The following is a 16,942-nucleotide window of genomic DNA, read 5'->3' as shown; positions in this document are numbered from 1 at the left end:
AAAAAAATGTAAAAATCCTCCTTTGGACTGATTTTGGTGAGTAGAAACAATTGTTAAGCCAATGTTAACCGCCTATAATTATGAAAGAATATTATATACAGTTATACAGCCCTCATGGGCTCATCCGTTTCAACGACCCGGAGATCGGTAGAGATAAAGATACAGGTGGCCAGGTGAAATATGTGCTCGAAATGCTTGAGCATCTTTCGCTTCATCCGCAGGTACGAAAGGTAGATTTATTCACCCGCAAAATCATTGATAAGCGGGTGTCTTCCTCCTATGAAAAAGAGGTGGAGGTGGTGAATGAAAAAGCCCGTATCATCAGAATGGCCTGTGGTGGCAACATGTACAGGCCAAAGGAAACGCTGTGGGATTACCTGGATGAATTTATTGATAAAACAATCCGCTTTATTGATGAAGAAGCAGACTTTCCTGATATCGTACATGGGCACTATGCGGATGGTAATTACCTCGCCGGGCAAATAAGCGAAATATTCGGTATCCCCTTTTTGGCAACCGGTCATTCACTGGGGCGCAACAAAAAAAATATCCTGTTGCAGGAAGGTATGACGGAAGAAAAAATTGAGGAAAAGTTTAACATGGCGAGGCGCATTGCTGTGGAGGAAAACCTGCTTAAAGCAGCGGATGTTATGGTAGTAAGTACACAGCATATCATCGATACGCAGTATGCTTTATACGATAATGTGAATACCGCTGAATTTAAGGTAATTGCCCCGGGAGTGAATGATGAATTGTTCTATCCATTTTACCGGCTGGATATGCCTTCATTTAAAATGTCGATGGAGCAGGAGCAGGCTTTGTACCGCATCAATTCTGATATTGAACGGTTTTTATTTAATCCCGCCAAGCCCTTGATATTGTCTATCGGCCGTGCAGACAAGCGTAAAAATTTCGAAGCCATTATACAATCCTATGGCCAGGATAAGGAGTTGCAGGCAATGGCGAACCTCGCTATTTTTGCGGGTGTACGAAAAGACATTTCACAGATGCCGGATGATGAAAAAGATATTCTTACCAACCTTTTATTGCTGCTGGATAAGTACGACCTGTACGGCAAAATGGCCATTCCAAAAAAGAACGATCCCAAGCTGGAAGTACCCGAAATATACCGGGTGGCTGCCCGCAAAAAGGGCGTATTTGTGAACGCAACACCTGGCGAAAATTTCGGACTTACCATCGTGGAAGCCGCCGCTTGCGGTTTGCCCATTATCGCTTCGCCCACCGGCGGCCCGAAAGAAATACTTGAACAATGTGATAATGGATTGCTGGTAGATGTTGAAGACCCAAAGGCGATTGCAGAGGCGCTCAAAAAAATTATTTCGGACAGCCAGGTATGGGAAAAGTATTCTACAAACGGAATTGTTGGTGCCAACCAGTTGTATTCATGGACGTCCTATGCCAATAAATACATCGAACTGCTCAACGAACTCTTTCAGAAAAAAAATACAGAAGAAGGCAGCCTGTCCCACAAAACGGCCTATGGAAAAAAGTTGGCCAATGCAGAACTGTTCATCATTTCTGACCTGGACGGAACATTGGTAGAAGGGGACGATTCCAAAGGGCTGAAAGAATTTACACAATGGATTGCCGACAATAAAGGAAAGGTAGTATTCGGCATCGCCAGCGGAAGAAACAGGTATATCACGGAACAGGCCTTTGCGCAATACGACTTGCCAAAACCCGATATCTTGATCTGCTCAGCCGGCTCTGAAATTTTTTATACCGATAAATTTATTCCCGACAAGGGTTGGGAAAGCCATATCAATTACCAGTGGAAAAGAAAAGAACTGCAAGCGGCGCTGGAAAAATTCCCCGGTATTTATTTGCAGGAAGAAGCGGCGCAATGGCGGTTTAAATTAAGCTATTATGTAGACGCTCATTTTGACGAAGATGCGATGGCCGACCTGTATAAATTTTTAGATGATCATAAGCTGCGTGCCAGGGTGTTGCTCACCGATAATAAATACCTCGACCTGCTGCCATTTCGTGCCAGTAAAGGCAGCGCCGTACGCTATCTTAGTTACAAATGGAAAATGCCGCTGGAACATTTTATAACCGCCGGTAACAGCGGCAACGATAAAGACATGCTGAAGGGAAAAGCCAAAGGCATAGTGGTCTCTAATTACAGTGCAGAGATGGAAGACCTTAAAAAATACCATTCCATTTATTTTACAAAAAACCCAATGGGCACCGGCGTGCTTGAGGGCATCCATCATCACATTGCCAAAGAGCAATTGCTGGGGAGTAAAAACTAATCAGCCTTGCACCAATAAAAATTCTCGGTTAAAAATATTCATTCAGTCGGGCTGTGATAGGTTATTTCCCAGGCTTGTCAGCATGCATGTACGTTATACAGACGATGATGTCACAGTAATAGTTTAATCTGACCCGGAGTTAGATAAAAGGTTCTTTTTTGCCAATGGCACCGACCAACAAATAGAATTTGAAACGAAGAACGATGGAAGCATTTTGCATGCCTGGCATTTTGCGTGGGGCGTTAAAAAAGAACTTAAGAAGGTTAAATAAATTCTGTCCAATTTATTGCAGCGCAAATTTAGCTTGCTCATGATTGCGGGCCCGGCAATTCAAATTATCAATACATTTACAGCAGGCAATTTCAATCAATCATTATCTATTTCATTTATTTTATGAAACTCACCCGCCAGCTATTTTTAGTCGTTTTTATTTTAGCAGCAAGCATAATCGGTATTCAATGTGCGCAGGCTCAGCACCAGGAATATTATCCCGATACGGATACGGCTATACAGCACCGCCTGGAAGAATGGAAAGATTTAAAGTTTGGACTGTTGATGCATTGGGGGCCTTACAGTCAGTGGGGTGTGGTGGAAAGCTGGAGCATTTGCCCGGAAGATTTAAGCTGGGCAACGGGTGGCAGAAAACCGGGCATAGCGGACAATTACAACGACTATGTTAAGGCATATGAAAATTTGCAAACTACTTTTAATCCGATAAAATTTAACCCCGAAAAATGGGCTGCTGCTGCCAAAGATGCCGGTATGAAATACATGGTATTCACCACCAAACACCATGATGGTTTTTCGATGTTTGATACGAAGTACACCGATTATAAAATCACCGATCCTAAAACACCGTTTGCTGCCAACCCGAGGAGCAATGTTACCAAAGAAATATTTTCGGCTTTCAGGAAAGAGCATTTCTGGATCGGCGCCTATTTCTCCAAGCCTGACTGGCACAGCGACTTTTACTGGTGGAAAAAATTTCCGGCAGCGGATCGTAACCCGAATTATTCAGTCAAAAAATATCCTGAACAATGGAAAAAGTTTACTGACTTTACGCACAACCAAATCAATGAACTGATGAGTGATTATGGTAAGGTGGATATTCTTTGGCTGGATGGCGGGCAGGTGAGAAAAACATCAGATGAAGAAATTAAACGCTACCTCTCTGATACATCTGAAGGCTCCAGGTGGGCGCGCAATCCGCAGAGCCAGGATATTGATATGGTACGCCTGGTAAAGGAGGCAAGGGCCAAACAACCAAAGTTAATTGTGGTAGACAGGGCCGTACCGGGCGAACAACAAAACTATCTTACACCCGAACAGCACATACCGGAAAACGGCCTGCCTTATCCATGGGAAACCTGCATGACGATGGGCAACAGCTGGAGTTATGTACCCAACGACACCTATAAAACTGCCAATGAAATCATTGAAAAGCTCGTAGATATTGTAAGCAAGGGCGGCAACTATTTATTGAATATCGGCCCCGGTCCGGATGGTGAATTAGATCCCAATGCCTACCAGCGATTAAAAGAAATTGGTGCCTGGATGAAGGTAAACGGGGAAGCCATTTATGGCAGCCGCATCTTTTCCAGTTTTAGCGAAGGAGAATCTATCCGGTATACACAATCCAAGGATGGCACAACGCAATACATCTTCTTTTTTAATTTCCCGGAAACAAAGCAGCTGCTTACTAAAATTCAGTTTTCTAAAAAAGCCAGGCTGCAACTGCTGGGAAGTAAATCCAGGTTGTCATGGAAGCAACAACAAAATGGAGTGGAGATTAATTTACCTGCTTCGTTAAAGTCCGTTACAGATTATGTATGGGTTGTAAAAGTGAGTAACTGATCATGTAAGATATTTTTATAGCATAAAAAAGTGACGTTTCGTTTATTCAATCTCACCTTCACCTTTTCTTTTTTGCTGAAACCACCAGTACAATGGAACACCAGTTAACATCAGTACCATCCCGATTACGGCTTCTCTCGGGCGGGCAATAATGGTATTGATAAACAGGGCAGCGCAAAACAATATAACAATGCCCGGCACAACCGGGTAGCCCCATACTTTATAAGGACGGTGGGCGTTTGGCATCTTTTTTCTTAAGATAAAAACGCCGAGCGTAGTAGCGCCATAATAAATAAAAACGGCAAAAATAATCATATCTGTCAGCTGGTCAAAGGTGCCGGAAAAAATCAACAGGATGGCCCATACACATTGGTACATTAAAGAATTGCCGGGCACCTGTGCTTTGTTCAGTTTGGCAACCGATTTAAAAAATACACCTTCCCGGGCCATGGCAAAATAGGGGCGGCAACTTACCAAAATGGTTGCATTAGTACAGCCCAGCGTAGTAACACAAATCAGCAGGGAAATCAGCAGTACCCCGGTATTACCACCGAATACACGTACCGCTTCAACGGCTGCAATTTTATTGCCTGCATCATGAATTTGCTCCAGGCTTTGAACAGGAAGCAAGGATAGATACGCTGTGTTTACCAGCAGATAAATAACAATCACAATTAAAACACCAATGGCAATGCCGAGCGGCAGGTTACGGTTTACATTTTTTATTTCGCCACCTACAAATCCCGTGGAAGCCCAGCCCTGGTATGCCCAGAATGCTGCCAGCATAGCCGTAAACACGGCGCTGAAAGTTACCGTAGAACCATCGGTCGTTTTTAAATCAAACACACTGCTGATGCTGGAGTGCGGACTGGCAAACCCAAAGACGATTATCAGGAGTATACCCGCCAGTATCAGGATAATTAAAGCTGTGCTAAATCCGGCACCGGCCTTAATACCCGCGCTGTTGATCCAGGTTAATAAAACAATCAGCACAATGGCGGTCAGCTTTACATTCAAATCGGTAAACGGATGAAACACGCCACCAATACTAACACTAGCCCATTGCGGCAACACATCCGGCAACGCAATAATACTGTTTAATGATTCTGCGAACACATAAGCCAGCGAGGAGATAGCCGCTGTTTGAATGATGGTAAACAAGGACCAGCCAAAAAGGAAGGCGAAAAACTTGTTGTAGATTTTTTTATAGTACACATATTCGCCGCCGGTGCCGGCCAGTAAACCTGCCACTTCCGCATTGCTCAATGCACCCATTAAACTGATGATGCCACCTAATACCCAGCAAATAAGCACCCAGCCCGGTGAATGTAATTCAGCTGCCATGGGAGCCACTTTTTTATATACACCTGAACCTATTATATTCCCCGCTACCAGTACAATAACAAAGGGTAATCCAAGCGAGCGCTTTAACTGGTCGGATGATTGCATGCAGTATGATTTTAGTTAACGGAAGATAATAATATTGCACGTGATTTTTTTACAATAACCTCATTTCTTTTATAGCACCAGAAGCAGGGATATGGTCTTTAGGCAAACCGTTTTGCAATAGTTTCTGCCCTCAACACCCGGTGCAGCTAACGCAACAGCTTACACATTTATTCGCAATTTTCTAATTATCTTCCGCACGGTGTTCAACCGATTCCTGCAAATTATTTTATTACTCAAACCAACATTCGATTAGACAACCATTTCACCCATCGCAATTGTTCTTACTAACAATCATCCTTAAAGATGTATTTGGAATGGGCAACAAACTGGTAAAGCACTGGAACTTCCAGGGAACACGTACCGGCCTGTTCTTCGGCATTCCGGCAACACTTAAAAAAGTTGATATAGATGGGGTAACCCTTGTTCGCATGGCTGGTGGAAAGATTGCAGAAGAAAGAGACTTTCTTGATAACTTAGCATTTATGCAACAACTGGGATTGATCCCGCGGCAATAGAATTGGGTTGAATCATCAGTTTTACTAAAGACTTATTTCAACACATATCCATGTACATTTTGCATTCAGCAGTTAATGAATTGAACAAAATAAAAAAAGAGCAACTGCATCAACGCAATTGCTCTTTCAAATTATTATATCGGAGCTAATTTTATTTTTTCAACTCTGCTATCAATTCAACTGCTGGTTTGTCAGTTGTAATACGATCCGCAGGTTGGTCAACTGTTGCGGGAGATGGAGCTGCAGTCGTTTTAACCGCTACATCATTCAACGAAGCCAGGTACTTATTTCGTTCTTTTTTTGTTAACGTCACCTCACTTCCATTTTGTTCGTAATAAAAATGCGTAGCTATAAAATGTTTTACATGGGCGCTTGTTTCAGCTGGCAAAAAACGTTGCATTTTCCAAAACTCACGGCTGCCCGATTGTTTGATTGCCTTGTATACCTTTCCTGCACCGCAGTTGTATGCCGCCACTACCAATAACCAGTCATCAAATTGTTTGTATAACTCATTAAAGTAGCCAGTTACCGCTACAGAACTTTTATATACGTCCCTGCGCTGGTCTGTTTTGCCATTCACTTTTAAACCAAATGTCCGGGCAGTTTCAGGCATCAATTGCCAGATGCCCGCAGCACCGGCGTTGGAAGTAGCACTGTTTTTTAATTCAGATTCTACGATTGCAAGGTATAATAAACCAGCAGGCAGGCCGCTTTTAAGCAAGACCTTGCGAATGGTTTTAAAATTGGCAGTGTTCTGCTTCTTAACGATGTCGAGCATCTCCGCATTTTCATCAAGATACTGATCAACAGATTTTCGTACCGCAGGTTGCAAAGGAATAGCTGCAAGCTGATTGTTTACGGTCGTTTTAATTGTTACAGAATCGTGCGGCAAATAAGCTAACAGCAATTCAGTTTGCGGTTGAGTATGAGCCTGGAATAACAAAAGCACCAGCATACTCAGCAGACCAATTTCTCTGCGTATTGTCGTTGTCTTCATTGTACTGTTTTTAGTAAAGAAATACTCATAGGAAACCGGGTTTCTCTTTAAACAGTTTTTCGGTAAAGTGTTGGAGGATATTAAATATTGGTGTTCGGGTTAATCAGTGCCATTATGAATATGGCAGTTTTGTAAGCATTTTTGTACGGCTGATGCAAGGCAAAAATAGGGCTAGTTTGTGCGAAAACAGGCATAAATGGGCTGGTAAGGATTTAATTAATATATAAATACATTGCTTTCAGCTTATTAACTTTTCCACACCGAAAAATTGTCAGTAAAATGGACAAATGATGTAAAATTTGGCTCTATTCTTTGTAATTCATTGTAAAACAATCAATTTCTCTCAATAAGCGCCGGAAACCGGAAATGATATATAAATTTGTTTGTTTGTAAGTTTCAGGATTACCGTGACAGGACTGGAAAATTAAAGTCTTTTTTGGACCTGCGGGTTCGTACTTCGTACAAAAACTGCTGATTTAAGAATGCCAGGAAAACAGCTATCATAACCCCTTAGCCACTATGTATAGATATAGTTTTAAAATAGCATTGTTGTGACATTTTTAATTGTTTTCAATAAATAATACTCCTGGCTCCACGCCTGCAGAATCCAATAAAAAACGCAACTATTTCACTTTACTGTTGTAATATGCGTTCACTTAAAACGAAACAAACTTTTTATTTATGATTACAACAAAAGGATATGCAGCACAATCACCGGAAACAGACCTGGCGCCATGGAGTTTTGAGCGTCGTGATGTAGGTGAACATGATGTTCAGTTTGATATTATGTACTGCGGAGTTTGCCACAGCGATCTGCATCAAATTAAGAATGACTGGTTTCCCGGTATTTTTCCGATGGTTCCGGGGCATGAAATAGTGGGTAAGGTGGCAGCAGTGGGAGCCCATGTAAAAAAATACAAAGTGGGCGACCTGGTAGGCGTAGGTTGTCTTGTTGACAGCTGCCGTACCTGCGAAAATTGCCAGGAAGGTCTTGAACAATACTGCTTAAATGGCAACTCCCAAACCTACAATGGCCTTGAGCAGGATAAGAAAACACCTACTTATGGCGGCTATTCCAATACTATCGTGGTGCACGAAGATTTTGTACTAAGCATCAGCGATAAATTACACCTTGCCGCCGTAGCTCCTTTATTATGTGCAGGCATTACCACGTACTCTCCCTTGAAATACTGGAAGGTAGGCAAGGGGCATAAGCTGGCTGTAGTAGGTCTCGGCGGACTGGGACACATGGCCGTAAAATTTGGGGTAGCTTTTGGTGCTGAAGTAACGGTGTTGAGTACTTCACCAGAAAAAGAACAGGATGCAAAAAAATTGGGGGCGCATAAGTTTGTGGTAACAAAAGATGAGCAACAATTTAAGGCTGCAATGGGTAGTTTTGATTTTATCCTGGATACCGCTTCTGCCAAACACAATATCAATGATTATCTCGGATTGTTAAGGACCAACGGCGTGATGATCTGCGTGGGTGCACCTTCCGAGCCTTCCCCCATTTCGGCTTTCGCTATTATTGGCGGCAGAAAAAGCCTGGCAGGGTCGGGTATTGGTGGTTTGCCCGAAACTCAGGAGATGCTTGATTATTGCGCTGAACACAACATCGTTTCCGACATAGAAATGATTGATATAAAAGACATCACTGGAGCCTATGAACGTATGCTAAAAGGAGATGTGAAATATCGCTTCGTAATTGACATGGCAACCTTATAACATTCAAAAAAGCTGTTACTTATTGTGGCCGGCCCTGCGCCGGCCACAATAGTTTTGCGTTGGGCCTGTGCTTTTGGAGCTTTCCTGATGCAAAGCTTTTGAAGGGCTGTTCTTATCTGCTCTGCAATACTTGCTTAAATTTGTCCAAACAAAAAGAATAAAGAATGTTTGATTTGAAAGAAATTAAAGAGGCGCATGCGAAAGTTAAAACCGGTGCAGATTTTCCAAAGTATATACAGGAGCTGATTAAGCTCGGTGTTAAAAAATATAACACCTACGTCAGCAATGGTCGTACTGTATATTTCGGAAATGACAAGTACGAAATCAAATCTGAACGCAAATATGCTACACTAACCATCGCAAATATCAGCGATAAAGAAAGGTTCAAACATTTTTTAAAAAGCCACCAGAGAGGACAAACCGATTACCCAACCTTCTGCAATAACGCAGCAGCAACCGGCGTGGAAAAATGGACGGTTGATATGAGCCTGATGACTTGTACCTACTACGATAAATTAAACAGTACAATGCTGAAAGAAAACATTCCAACTCCCTGAGTTTTTATTAGCCGGTGAGGTTACGGGTTACTAACATTCCTGCCTTAAGGAGGACATATCCGGGGTATGCTGATTGATGGAAGCTTATTAAAGAATATGTATTGGGTCAATCAAATCAGATGATGTAAATATATAAATTCCCTTTATTTTCAGTATTCATATAATCTGTTATAACCGCTACATCATTGTTATGTCCCTGGTTTTTTGCTCATTTATAAGCGACCATTATCCTGGTGATCTTCAATCTGCAGTACTTGATTATTACAATAAATATCCCGGCGAAAAAATTTACCTGCAAACAGATGGCGCTGTTTATGCAACAGGCGAAACCATTTGGTATAAAGTGTTTTGTACGGCATATGATATGCCTTCCGGCATTAGCAAGATTGCCTATGTACAACTTGTAAATGACAAAGGCCATATTGTGTTGCTGAATAAATTGCCACTGCTGTTTAGCAATGGTAAAGGGGATATCCAATTGCCGGATTCTCTTGAAACCGCCAATTATACCTTACGGGCATTTACTGCATGGATGCTGAACTTTGAAGCGCCCCTTTTTGAAAAAACCATCTTCATAAAAAATATGAATGATGCGGAGGAACAAGTAAAATACAAGAAGCAATCGCCGGAATATAACATCCAATTTTTTCCGGAAGGAGGTACTATTGTTGACAGTAATGTATGCCATATCGCTTTTAAAACAACAGACCAGTTTGGTATGCCTGCTGCAGTTTACGGAGAAATAAAAGATGATAATCAAAAAGTAGTTGCGTTGCTTAAAACATTTCATGATGGAATGGGAGAGTTTGATATAACAGCATTCCCTGGTTTGCATTACAGCGCCTATGTACATTTCCCTGACAGCAGCATGAAGCGTTTGGAATTGCCCGCATCCGGCAAAGAAGGCATTTCAATACATGTAAGTAACCAGGCAGATTCTTTTGATTTGTCCGTAAACTATAAAGGAAGTGAGTTTGCCAATTATAAAAAACTTATGCTTGCTGTCTGCCAGAATAATGGCAGGGTGGCAACTTTTCCGTTAGAGATCCATCGCAGAAAGAATGTGTTCACCATCCCTAAGACAGGTTTTGGTACCGGTATTCTTCGCCTAACAATTTTTGACAGCAGCGAAAAAAAGCCGTTGGTGGAACGGCTTTTTTTCAACAATAATAAAGATGTGCTAAGTGCAATGTACAAAAGGATAGCGTTGCTGTAAATGCAAAAAACAAATTATGCTATACTGTAAAACTTTTAGCCGCAGATGGAGGGCAGGTAAAAAAAGGCAGCTATGCTGTCGCCGTTACCGATGCAGACAAAGATGCGCAGGATGATTTGCAGGGAAATATTTACTCCAACTTTTTTCTTAGTTCAGAACTCAAGGGGTATATACACAATCCCGGTTACTATTTTAATAATACCAGTGACAGCACGTTAAAAGCACTTGATCTTATTATGCAAACAAATGGATGGAGGCGTTTTAAATGGCAACAGGTACTGAATCATGAGCCTGTTGCATTGCGTTATAAAGCAGAGCAGGATTTGTATGCAGCAGGAGAAATAACAAACTATTCAAAAATAAAAGATAAGAACCTTTTTGCTTTAAACATACTTGTTGAAACACCAGATTCATCAAGTTATGCAGGCTATGTAAGGCCAGACAGTACCGGAAAATTTGTATTAGAGAATTACAATTTTTCCGGAAAGTCTTCTGTATATTTTAATTGGGCATTGGCAGATAAAAGTATTGACACTTCAGGAATCAGGGTGAAATTTTACAACGTCTTCAATTGACAGTATAATACAGGTTGCAACTTTAAATTTGCCACTGCACAACCAGGAATTGCTTACTTCAAACGAATGGAAGAGCCGGTTCAAAAAAGAACAAAATGAGCACAGGCAACCTGTAAAACAAACAGCACGCAACCATAACCCGGTTGATACGACCTCAACAAGCGATCTTATAAAAAAGTATACCAGCGGATATTTTAAAACAACAAATACCTATACTGTTGATATGATCAACGATTCTTTTCCAACCATTCCCGGGTTTTATAGTTTTCTAAAAAAATATATGCCGTCAGTAGGTGTTGGTGGAAACGAAAAAAATCCCCGGTTCTTTTCCCGTTCGGTAAACACCGAAACAGCTATTTCTGCCACGCCGGATGAACAGCAGGCCGGGCCCTTTTTTTATATAAATGAAGTGCTTGTTTCTTACGAAGCTTTAAGAAAATTCCGTTGGAAAGTATTGCCCTGGTTAGATACATACCTCCGCCTTTTGCAATGGCCCCAAACAACGGGGGACGTTTGGGTACAATTGCCGTGTATTTAAAAAAGGGTAAGGCTATACGTTATAGGAGCTTCTCTACAAAAGGAAAAACGGCTTTTATTTATAATGGCTATTCCATCACCCGCGAATTTTATGCACCCGGTCACGGCAACACATCAAACAATATCAAAAACACCGCAAGAACGTTGTACTGGAACCCGGATATCGGTACTGATACCAATGGCAACTTACATTTTTCTTTCTCCAACTTTTCCAGCGCAAAAAATTTCAGGATAACAATAGAAGGAATAGATGACAAAGGAAAACTATTACATTACGCTGCTGTCGTACAATAATCTCATGGTATCGTACATGAATTATCCGATTGCTGCTTCCGTGGTGGGTGTAAACGCTTCCACCCGGGGTCCGACTGGCACATCCGTGTAACAAAATGGACTACCTTACAAATAAATGAAAACAGCTGTCTTAATTAGGCGCAACAACAATGTCACCTTTTAAGGGCCCGGTGCCATAAGCAACACGGTTACCATTCCTGTCGTGTATACAAAACCCCACTATATCAGGCGTACCTTTATTTTCTCTTGAATTATTGGCTACCATTACCCAATACCTGCAACCACGTAAGGGTACGGCGGCGGCTGCGTCCGATTTACATTGCCCGGTAAGGTAAATGGTGGGGGTATGTTTGCCGTACGAGTTGATTAATTCAATTGAAGAAGCAATAAAAACACCCTTTGCACCATCACTCATGTCCGTTTTAATTAACAGCGAACCGGCGGGATAATTATCTGCACCGGCAGGATCAAAATGAACATCCATCTCAATATGAAAAATGCCGGATGATGCCGCATCTTTCCGGCTGTCAATAAATACATCGCCTTTGCCTTTCGCCCTGGAAAATCCGGAAGCATGAAAGGCTGGAATTGTTGTGCTCATAAAAAAAGTTTTTTTGTGAATTGATTTTTTTGAATTGCAGGCCAGGGCCGGTTATCAAAAAATATGACCTAACGAAATTACCCTGACTGCCTGCCATTGTCAATACCCCAAAGTGATACTTTTATTGATGGTCAAAAGCAAAAAAATCACTTTTGCTGACAAACAACAGCCCAATGCATACAAACAAATGGCTGAATCCTGCGTACGAATGGCTTTTGCTGACGTACAACGCCCATTATTGCCGAACCCAGAGGTTTTAAATACAATATTGTCCGAACGTCTTTGCCATGTGCAGCTTCATTGGCGTCGCACCCTTGTACTGAATACCGTTGAGGAGCTTTTATTTTAGCGGTTGTGGGTTTACCAAAATAAAAGGCACGTTTACGTAAAGTTTTATTTTGGTGTTTATTTTTAGTGTACATTGTTCGCCACTTACTTCTTATATCCCGGCAATCAATTTTTAACCCTAAACAACTTTTCCATGATAATAAATACTACTGTTCGTTTGTGGCCTGCACGTTCTTTTTATGTGCATCAGCCACGTAAATCTGAATGGGCAAAACCGGACAATTTATAAAAACGTATTGTACAAACAACAATACAAAATGTATAACATTCATCCATCGATTTATAATTCGGATTTTTTGAATTGGTAAAATGTTATATCATCTATTTGTGTGTTGGCTGTAACCATACGACGACTCCCTAAATTTTCATATCCATAAGAATGTCTGAATCGTTATTTAAATTCTTTCGACGCAGTGGGAAAAATAAACTCTACAAAGAGATCGATAAATCTATAGAAGATTTTATGAATAGACCGATTCATAAGGTCTTGACAACAGAAATAATTGACACGACCTCGGATGATGATCTTTTACAAACTGTTTTTGACAATTTAATTGAAAAATTTCCGACTGACCATACTAAACATTATGAAACGGTTTTAGGGTGGACAAAATCTCAACAAGCAGTGTATATAATTTGGTGTTTGGAAGCAGAAATAAATAATGGCGGTTATAATCAATTTTATTACAACCCAAGTGGGCAATTTGCTGACTTGACGCCATTAGCTTTAAATCTTGTTGGAGCCTTAAATTTTTCAGATTTGACAACAAAAGCTAATGAAGTTTATAGGATAGAAAATGCAAAAATTACCGAGCATCAAAATGGCACTCTAGAAGGATTTAGCAAATCATATAGTGACAATCCATTAAATAGATTTGACAGCGAATTTTATGAACTAAATAAGAATGAAGACCTCCAAAGAATTCTAGTGGAGTATATTAGGAATCACAAATTGGATTTTATCGCCACGTAAATAAAAGGGTACAGCCAACAAGCGGTTTGCTGCCATGCTGGCGCGACGCAATAACAATGGGTATTAAGGCACTATCAGCATTTGTAAGAGGGGACACGAATACTTTTGGTAATTGTATTATCTTCAAGTTTAGTAATACTTATCGGCTTTAGTTGCCTGGCGCAACGTGTTTCAAATGTCAGCACAGCAGCAAGTCGTAGACGTTGTGCGCTATGCTTTGGAGATCCTACTACTTTCAAACATACAAACAATTGTAAGCTGCTTCACAAAAATTTAAACCCTCATTTGCTGCATTATTTGGTTACCTTGTTTACCTTAAAACTTCGATTATGAATCTTATTCAACAACCACGTAGAAAATTTCTACAAACAGGGGTGCTAGGATTTTGTACAGCATTTCTCGCCGGACCACCAAAGATTAGTTTTGCTAAGTTCACTTCGGATAATGATTTAGTCCTGGCGGGGTTTTCACAGAAGTAATAACAAATATAAGACTGTAACTGTGAAACCCCGCCCCTTGAAAGAGGTGCAAACAGTTTGCAGTCACGCTTCAACTATTGAGACTTACCTCTTTTAGAAAGTAGTGCTTCCGGCGTCGGGTTTTCCCTGAAAGCATATGCATATTGTTGGCTTAAGCTGTGAAAACACCGCCGGGACAGCAAGCTGCAATTATATGGAAACACGCTACAATAGCATCTATATATGCTATGATATTGAAGACAATAACTATAATTTGCCTGACACTTATTTTCGGTTGCCACCAGCCGGCGAGCAAAGTTGACAATGTGTTTATTGTTCCGGCAGACTCAATGCTTCTTCCTAAAATGACAGGCAATCAGCCACCACCACCACCTGTAAAAGAGTATTACTTTCCATCTAATTTTATTATTGACCCAGGGGGACACATTTATTTCTATCAACAAAGAATTAAATCAGGCTGGCTTTGTGGGACAGGAATGGAATGGAATACACCGCCCTCATTTATTGATTTACAACCAAAGGATATTGTTGAAGTTCCTGCTGAAAATTTAGAAGACTTCATAAAATTCAATATTCAATACCTTGATAATTCTGACAGGCAATTTGCTGTTGCTTCAGTTACCGATACGATCGCTTCTTCCGGACTTGCAAAAATATTTTTAGTCTTTGGTGATAAGGCTAACCACATTAGCTGGACTTTTAGACGAACAACACAAGAAGAAAACGTTGTGCTGCAATATAAAAAAAGCAAAGAAAAAGATTATCATTCTGACGAAATAAAATGGGACTCAACCAAAACTCTTTTTCCGCCAAACATGGAGAATATTAATTTTACTCCGCCCAAAATAGGGAAAGAATAGCGGCTGCCGGACGTTGAAGCATTCTGCCATGACGGGGCATTTGCCTAATCTCAATAAACCAAAATATGTTACCGCAAAATCCCGACGCAGAAAAGTGCTTAATCTTTTTGCTCCCAGGCCTGCAACAATTTTTATGGTTCAAAATGAATGTGGCTAAGTTTAACACTGCATAAATTTATCAGGGGCAACAAGGCGGGATGAGCCGCCTATTCTACCTTAAATACAAAAACCTGTTTACTATCTATTAAACTTTCTGTAGCTCCGGCGGGTGATTCTCCTCTTGAATTTACGGGTATGCTCAGATAGACATCTTTGTTGCAATCTGTAAGATTAAATTTATAGAGAAGTGATGAAAAAGGAAATATGGTACTACGGTTTGCGCAGGCAGCTACGCCTCCAGCTGCTGTCGCAAGATATAGACTGAATATGCCGGTTTGCTTTGGTACAATGGCTACTTTAAAATTAAGGGTATTATCCGCATTACATAAAGCAAGCCTGTTAAGGTTGCTGCTATTATCATATAAAGTACGATCTGCATTAATGCCACTGGCCGAAATGAAATCACAATAGCCCTCAGGAGGATTATAAGTTTTTACAAAACGTGTTTGGTAAGCTATGTTAAAAGACAAAGCAACTGAATCTGCAGCGATTAGTTGACCGGTATTTTTATCAAACAGCTTTTTATCCGGATTGGTATACTGTATCCAAATGGTATCTCCGGTTTTATATGTTTTTTGAGCAGGGAAGAGATTTACTTTTTCAACAAAATTATAAGTATAACTAAAATCATAAGACTTATTGCATTGCATCCCCATACAAACAAAAGTAATAAACACGGCAAAGGTGGGTACAAAATATTTTCGCATAATCAAGGGAAGGTTGTTTTAGGTAAGGGGATGCTGATTAATTTTATTTTCAATCTAAATATAGCAACAATTAACAGATATGTTTTGCAGGTATGCTGAAAATCTCTATTTGCATATTCCATATACCAGGCAAAAAGCTACAACTTTTTTACGCCCTACCATGACAATAGCAGCTATCTCATTAATTTCAGCAATCTTCAACGTTATCTTTTCATAGTTGTTATTCGTACAAATTACAATTAATCAACCCAAACAAATTTGTAAACCATCCCACAAATAAAAAAAGAGCCACCCATTACAGTCGACTCCTTCCATCTTCATGCCGGAAGAAAAACTATTGTATAACCCTGCTGATGGCATTGCTTACCGCTTCCAGCTGGTAGCTGCCCACCGCAGTAACCCCCAACCAGTATTGTTGAGCCAGCTGCAGGTTTTTAAACGTAACAGGGTGCGCTACCTGCCGAGCGAGAGTTGTCAATAAGCTACCCTTTTTTTTAAAAATTTATTAACTTTAATATCGTCTTCCTGCCCCAATTAAAATAGTGCCGTGCTGCATTGAATGCTACCAAAACCTTTATCATGAAACAGCAATTTAACTGGACATTGGTTGTAGCGGCGTTCATATTTTTACCGGCTGTTGTTAAAGTATATGCGCAAACCGGGACAAAAAATCAAGTGAGCATTGCTGTTGCGGGTATTGAATATGATGATGCCGGTTTCGCAAAACTGAAAGAGGGCATCCGTAACAATAAAAAGGTACAGGAGCTTAAGCAAAGTTTTTCGCAAAACACTGCCCGGCTTTCCCTTACCTACCCGGGGG

The 16,942-nt window shown here is 40.8% G+C and carries 17 protein-coding genes; 12 read left to right on the top strand and 5 right to left on the bottom strand.

The window, feature by feature from the left end; genetic code table 11:
- The first annotated feature begins 80 nt into the window (after positions 1–80).
- Positions 81–2,276, top strand: coding sequence for an HAD-IIB family hydrolase (locus JWR61_RS09265; RefSeq protein ID WP_301927550.1), 2,196 nt, complete (start codon positions 81–83; stop codon positions 2,274–2,276).
- A 393-nt stretch (positions 2,277–2,669) separates the two neighbouring features.
- The gene (locus tag JWR61_RS09260; RefSeq protein ID WP_301927549.1) at positions 2,670–4,130 is read left to right on the top strand and encodes an alpha-L-fucosidase; all 1,461 of its coding nucleotides are present in this window, start codon (positions 2,670–2,672) and stop codon (positions 4,128–4,130) included.
- Between the two features lie 42 nt (positions 4,131–4,172).
- Here the strand turns inward: JWR61_RS09260 and JWR61_RS09255 are convergent, their stop codons facing one another.
- Positions 4,173–5,579 carry an APC family permease gene (locus JWR61_RS09255; RefSeq protein WP_301927548.1) on the bottom strand — a complete coding sequence of 469 codons (1,407 nt, stop codon included), beginning with the start codon at positions 5,577–5,579 and terminating at the stop codon, positions 4,173–4,175.
- Positions 5,580–5,854: 275 nt separating this feature from the next.
- On the opposite strand from JWR61_RS09255, the gene JWR61_RS09250 reads away from it, so the two are divergent.
- Positions 5,855–6,094, top strand: a complete 240-nt coding sequence (locus JWR61_RS09250) for an ester cyclase (RefSeq protein WP_301927547.1) — start codon at positions 5,855–5,857, stop codon at positions 6,092–6,094.
- Between the two features lie 151 nt (positions 6,095–6,245).
- On the opposite strand, the gene JWR61_RS09245 is transcribed toward JWR61_RS09250, so the two are convergent.
- Entirely contained in the window at positions 6,246–7,091 is an 846-nt protein-coding gene (locus tag JWR61_RS09245) for a lytic transglycosylase domain-containing protein (protein ID WP_301927546.1), read from the bottom strand.
- 681 nt (positions 7,092–7,772) lie between these two features.
- Between JWR61_RS09245 and JWR61_RS09240 the strand changes: the two genes are divergently transcribed.
- The 6 genes from JWR61_RS09240 to JWR61_RS09215 all read left to right on the top strand — a co-directional run bounded on the left by JWR61_RS09240 (position 7,773) and on the right by JWR61_RS09215 (position 11,995).
- Positions 7,773–8,816: an NAD(P)-dependent alcohol dehydrogenase gene (locus JWR61_RS09240; protein WP_301927545.1), complete on the top strand. Its 1,044-nt coding sequence runs from the start codon at positions 7,773–7,775 to the stop codon at positions 8,814–8,816.
- A gap of 164 nt (positions 8,817–8,980) precedes the next feature.
- Positions 8,981–9,373, top strand: a complete 393-nt coding sequence (locus JWR61_RS09235; RefSeq protein ID WP_301927544.1) for a DUF1398 domain-containing protein — start codon at positions 8,981–8,983, stop codon at positions 9,371–9,373.
- A gap of 190 nt (positions 9,374–9,563) precedes the next feature.
- Positions 9,564–10,589: a hypothetical protein gene (locus JWR61_RS09230; protein WP_301927543.1), complete on the top strand. Its 1,026-nt coding sequence runs from the start codon at positions 9,564–9,566 to the stop codon at positions 10,587–10,589.
- Between the two features lie 116 nt (positions 10,590–10,705).
- Complete coding sequence (locus JWR61_RS09225; RefSeq protein ID WP_301927542.1) at positions 10,706–11,164, top strand: hypothetical protein; 459 nt, start codon at positions 10,706–10,708, stop codon at positions 11,162–11,164.
- A 28-nt stretch (positions 11,165–11,192) separates the two neighbouring features.
- Positions 11,193–11,702 carry a hypothetical protein gene (locus JWR61_RS09220; protein ID WP_301927541.1) on the top strand — a complete coding sequence of 170 codons (510 nt, stop codon included), beginning with the start codon at positions 11,193–11,195 and terminating at the stop codon, positions 11,700–11,702.
- A complete protein-coding gene (locus tag JWR61_RS09215; RefSeq protein WP_301927540.1) occupies positions 11,678–11,995 on the top strand; it encodes a hypothetical protein in 318 nt (105 codons plus the stop codon). The genes JWR61_RS09220 and JWR61_RS09215 overlap by 25 nt, the downstream gene beginning before the upstream one ends.
- A 130-nt stretch (positions 11,996–12,125) precedes the next feature.
- Here the strand turns inward: JWR61_RS09215 and JWR61_RS09210 are convergent, their stop codons facing one another.
- Positions 12,126–12,596: a hypothetical protein gene (locus tag JWR61_RS09210; RefSeq protein ID WP_301927539.1), complete on the bottom strand. Its 471-nt coding sequence runs from the start codon at positions 12,594–12,596 to the stop codon at positions 12,126–12,128.
- Positions 12,597–13,407: 811 nt separating this feature from the next.
- Between JWR61_RS09210 and JWR61_RS09205 the strand changes: the two genes are divergently transcribed.
- Both JWR61_RS09205 and JWR61_RS09200 read left to right on the top strand, forming a co-directional pair.
- A complete protein-coding gene (locus tag JWR61_RS09205; RefSeq protein ID WP_301927538.1) occupies positions 13,408–13,917 on the top strand; it encodes a DUF4375 domain-containing protein in 510 nt (169 codons plus the stop codon).
- A 637-nt stretch (positions 13,918–14,554) separates the two neighbouring features.
- On the top strand, positions 14,555–15,256 hold the full coding sequence (locus tag JWR61_RS09200; RefSeq protein ID WP_301927537.1) for a hypothetical protein: 702 nt from the start codon (positions 14,555–14,557) through the stop codon (positions 15,254–15,256).
- A gap of 206 nt (positions 15,257–15,462) precedes the next feature.
- On the opposite strand, the gene JWR61_RS09195 is transcribed toward JWR61_RS09200, so the two are convergent.
- Positions 15,463–16,122 carry a hypothetical protein gene (locus tag JWR61_RS09195; RefSeq protein ID WP_301927536.1) on the bottom strand — a complete coding sequence of 220 codons (660 nt, stop codon included), beginning with the start codon at positions 16,120–16,122 and terminating at the stop codon, positions 15,463–15,465.
- A gap of 334 nt (positions 16,123–16,456) precedes the next feature.
- Positions 16,457–16,600: a hypothetical protein gene (locus JWR61_RS09190; RefSeq protein ID WP_301927535.1), complete on the bottom strand. Its 144-nt coding sequence runs from the start codon at positions 16,598–16,600 to the stop codon at positions 16,457–16,459.
- Positions 16,601–16,701: 101 nt separating this feature from the next.
- Between JWR61_RS09190 and JWR61_RS09185 the strand changes: the two genes are divergently transcribed.
- Positions 16,702–16,942, top strand: a 241-nt coding sequence (locus JWR61_RS09185) for a hypothetical protein (protein ID WP_301927534.1), incomplete at its 3' end; no start/stop codon positions are given.

It is taken from the genome of Ferruginibacter sp., from assembly GCF_028288465.1.
GTDB lineage: Bacteria > Bacteroidota > Bacteroidia > Chitinophagales > Chitinophagaceae > Ferruginibacter.
Note: the sequence above shows the minus strand (reverse complement) of the source record. Positions and strands in the feature narration are given on the sequence as shown.

Coding starts and splice junctions, on each gene's coding strand:
- JWR61_RS09265 (WP_301927550.1), top strand. CDS start 81: ATGAAAGAATATTATATACAGTTATACAGCCCTCATGGGCTCATCCGT.
- JWR61_RS09260 (WP_301927549.1), top strand. CDS start 2,670: ATGAAACTCACCCGCCAGCTATTTTTAGTCGTTTTTATTTTAGCAGCA.
- JWR61_RS09255 (WP_301927548.1), bottom strand. CDS start 5,579: ATGCAATCATCCGACCAGTTAAAGCGCTCGCTTGGATTACCCTTTGTT.
- JWR61_RS09245 (WP_301927546.1), bottom strand. CDS start 7,091: ATGAAGACAACGACAATACGCAGAGAAATTGGTCTGCTGAGTATGCTG.
- JWR61_RS09240 (WP_301927545.1), top strand. CDS start 7,773: ATGATTACAACAAAAGGATATGCAGCACAATCACCGGAAACAGACCTG.
- JWR61_RS09235 (WP_301927544.1), top strand. CDS start 8,981: ATGTTTGATTTGAAAGAAATTAAAGAGGCGCATGCGAAAGTTAAAACC.
- JWR61_RS09230 (WP_301927543.1), top strand. CDS start 9,564: ATGTCCCTGGTTTTTTGCTCATTTATAAGCGACCATTATCCTGGTGAT.
- JWR61_RS09210 (WP_301927539.1), bottom strand. CDS start 12,596: ATGAGCACAACAATTCCAGCCTTTCATGCTTCCGGATTTTCCAGGGCG.
- JWR61_RS09205 (WP_301927538.1), top strand. CDS start 13,408: ATGAATAGACCGATTCATAAGGTCTTGACAACAGAAATAATTGACACG.
- JWR61_RS09195 (WP_301927536.1), bottom strand. CDS start 16,122: ATGCGAAAATATTTTGTACCCACCTTTGCCGTGTTTATTACTTTTGTT.